This window comes from Dyella sp., assembly GCF_035508675.1.
Lineage (GTDB): Bacteria > Pseudomonadota > Gammaproteobacteria > Xanthomonadales > Rhodanobacteraceae > Dyella_B.
This window is the reverse complement of record NZ_DATJMN010000062.1, coordinates 1-3,682: the sequence shown is the minus strand read 5'-3', so window position 1 is coordinate 3,682 and position 3,682 is coordinate 1. Positions and strand designations below refer to the sequence as shown.

Here is a 3,682-nt window from a genome sequence, read left to right as displayed (position 1 = left end):
TCACCGCCGTCACCGTGTCGCCGGTCACGTTCGCCGACGTGCAACCCATGTCAAGCAGGCGATCCACTGCCGCAATCACCGCAATCACCTCCAGCGGCAAGCCCACCGACGACAGCACCAGGCTCATTACCACCAGCGCCGCGCCCGGCACGCCGGCAGCGCCGATCGAGGCCAGCGTGGCCGTCAACACCACCATCACCATCTGCATCAGCGACAACTCGATGCCATACGCATTACTGGCAAAAATCGCCACCGTGCCCAGATACACCGCCAGCCCCGACATATTGATGGTCGAACCCAGCGGCAACACGAAGCTGGCCACGCGCGGATCCACGCCCAGGCGCTGCTGCGTGTTTTCCAGATTCAGCGGCAAGGTCGCCGCACTGCTGGCGGAGGAGTAAGCAAACAACTGCACCGGAATCGCCTTGCGCAGGAACGGCAGCGGATTCAGGCGGAACGCCATCAGCATCAGCGCACACAGCACCAGCATGAAGAAGATCATCACCGCATAGGCGACCGCCACCAGCGCCCCCAGATGGCCAAGCACCAAGAAACCATGGTCGGCCGTCACATAAGCCATCAGGCCAAACACACCGATCGGCGCAAACTTCAACACCATGCCGATCAGCTTGAACACCACCGCCGACATGCCATCGAAGAAGCTGCGCACCGGCGCTGCCTTCTCACCCGTCAGGTTGACGGCCAGGCCAAACAGCACCGCAAACACAATCGTCGGCAGCAACGCGCCTTCCGCGAACGCCTTGAACGGGTTGGACGGAATCGCACTCAGCAACGCATCCTTCAGGCTGGTCGACTCGGTGGCGACCGCTTCGCCGGCGCCCACTGTCAGGCCCAAGCCGCTGCCGACGTGGAAGAAACTGGCCGAAGCCATCGCAAGCACGGCCATCACCGCCATCGACACCATGTAAATGGCGATCGATTTCCACGCGATACGGCGCATCGCCGCCAGGTCGGTGAGCGAGGTAATGCCGCATACCACCGAGACAAACACCACCGGCACCACGCACATGCGAATCAGCGACATGAAAACGTCGCCCAACGGTGCCAACATCTTCGCGGGCTCACCGACGAAATGCCCGACCGCAAGGCCAAGGATCATCGCGATGAGAATCTGGTGCCACATCTGCAGTCGCGGGAAGCGGCGCTTGGCAGGTGAGGGGGCAACGGTTGCGTGCATAAAGAATTCCTCCTGAAGGTGCATCCCAAGTAACGCTGATTTCGGAATGCGTCCTAGCAAATCTGGATGGAATTTGAAAAATCCGCAGTCATGGTTTTGCACCCGCCGCGCCGTCCTTCGGCACGGGTTTGCGTACGCAAGCACCCGTTTAACAAGTAAGGCCATTAGAATAGTTGCACTTGGAACATACGTTCTCGGAGTCCCCATGAGTTCCCCCGCCAAGCACGTCCCTGCCACTGCAGCGCAGACTGAAACCAGCCCCTTGCGTTTCGTCACAGCCGCCAGCCTGTTCGATGGCCACGATGCCGCCATCAATATCATGCGCCGCATCATTCAATCGCAGGGCGCGGAAGTGATTCACCTGGGCCATAACCGCTCGGTGGAAGACGTAGTTCGTGCTGCGCTGCAGGAAGACGCCGATGCCATTGCGCTGTCTTCCTACCAGGGCGGCCATGTCGAGTACTTCAAGTACATGGTGGACATGCTCAAAGAGCGGGGCGCCGCCCACATCCGCGTGTTCGGCGGCGGCGGCGGCACCATCACGCCGGAGGAAATCCGCGAGCTGCAAGCCTACGGCGTGGAGCGCATCTACCACCCCAACGACGGCATGAAGCTCGGCCTGGTGGAAATGATCGAAGACGTCATGCACCGCGCTGGCAACGCCGCCGCCAAACGCGAGCAGGACGATGCCATCGTCCCGGCCAACATCACCATCGATGACGAAATCAGCATCGGCCACATGCTCTCCGCCATCGAAGAAAGCAAGTTGAGCGACATCGAACTCGCGCGTCTGCGCAAGGAATGGTCGCTGGCCGGCAAGCACACGCCCGTGCTCGGCATGACCGGCACCGGCGGCGCTGGTAAATCCTCGGTGGTGGACGAACTGCTGTTGCGCTTCCTGCACGCGTTCCCGCACATGCGCATCGCCGTGCTTGCCGTCGATCCCACGCGCCGCCGCAGCGGTGGCGCGCTGCTCGGCGACCGCATCCGCATGAATGCATTGCGCAGCCATCGCGTGTACATGCGCTCCATGGCCACGCGTCGCCAGAACGCCGCCACCAACGAAGTGCTGCATGACTGCATCAGTTTCCTCAAGAGCCAGCCGTACGACCTGGTGATCGTGGAAACGGCAGGCATCGGCCAAAGCGATTCGGAAATCGTCGACCTGGTCGACTTCCCCGTCTACGTGATGACCAGCGACTACGGCGCCGCCAGCCAGCTCGAAAAAATCGACATGCTCGATTTCGCCGAACTGGTGGTGCTCAACAAATTCGACAAGCGCGGCGCCGAAGATGCCCTGCGCGACGTGCGCAAGCAGTGGAAGCGCAATCGCAACGCCTTCACCCTGAAAGACGAAGACGTGCCGGTGTATCCCACCATCGCCAGCCAGTTCAACGATCCGGGCGTCACCTGGATGTTCACCAACCTGTGTCGCCTGCTGCGCGACAAATTGGCATCCAAGGGCGGCGAGCACGCCATCGAATCCGCCCACTGCGATTTCAAACCCAAGCTGGACGTATCACTGAAAGAACCGCGCGCCACCGTGCTCATACCCGGCGCACGCGTGCGCTACCTCGCGGAAATCGCCGAACAGGGCAGGGGCATCAACGCCGAGATCGAACGCGAAGCCGAATTCGCCAGCAAGGCGCAGCACTACTACGAATCGCTGAAAGAAATCGGCGATCTGAAATTGCCGCGCCCATTGGAGCGCTATGATCACGACGATCTCCACGCTGCTGCAAACCCCAACGACGTCATTCCGGCGAACGCCGGTACGCGGGGAGAGCACATGGATGTGCTCGGCTCTGAGGAGCGAGGAATCCAGTTGAAACCAGAAACGCAGCACGAGTCCGTAGACCGCACACTCATCGTCCTGCGCCAACGCTACAACGCCGCCCTGCGCGAACTCAGCCACGAAGCCCTGCATCTGCTGCGTGACTGGCCCAAGCTCTACAAATCCGTCACCGACGACGTGAACGAATACAAGGTGCGCGACAAAGTGATCCGCGTAGAGAACTACCGCGAATCACTCAGCCACCAGAAAATCCCGAAGGTATCGCCGCCCAAGACCAAAGACTGGGGCGACCAGCTGCGCTTCCTGATGCGCGAAAACCTGCCCGGCCACTACCCCTACACCGGCGGCGTGTACCCGTATCGCCGCACCGGCGAAGACCCCACCCGCATGTTCGCCGGCGAAGGCACGCCCGAGCGCACCAACCGCCGCTTCCATTACCTGAGCCAAGGCGGCGCGGCAACACGCCTTTCCACCGCCTTCGACTCCGTCACCCTGTACGGCGAAGACCCTGCACCGCGGCCCGACATCTACGGCAAGATCGGCAATTCCGGCGTAAACATCGCCACGCTGGATGACATGAAAAAGCTGTACTCCGGCTTCGACCTCAGCGCGCCGACCAGCTCCGTCTCCATGACCATCAACGGCCCCGCGCCGATCATCCTCGCGATGTTCATGAACACCGCGATCGA

The 3,682-nt window shown here is 61.5% G+C and carries 2 protein-coding genes; one reads left to right on the top strand and one right to left on the bottom strand.

Features of this window, described 5'->3' with window-relative positions; all coding sequences use genetic code 11:
• The coding region (locus VMA74_RS03755; protein ID WP_325364948.1) for a dicarboxylate/amino acid:cation symporter at window positions 1–1,198 on the bottom strand (1,198 nt) is incomplete at its 3' end.
• Window positions 1,199–1,403: 205 nt separating this feature from the next.
• Here VMA74_RS03755 and VMA74_RS03750 point away from each other — a divergent pair.
• Window positions 1,404–3,682, top strand: a 2,279-nt coding sequence (locus VMA74_RS03750) for a methylmalonyl-CoA mutase family protein (protein WP_325364946.1), incomplete at its 3' end; no start/stop codon positions are given.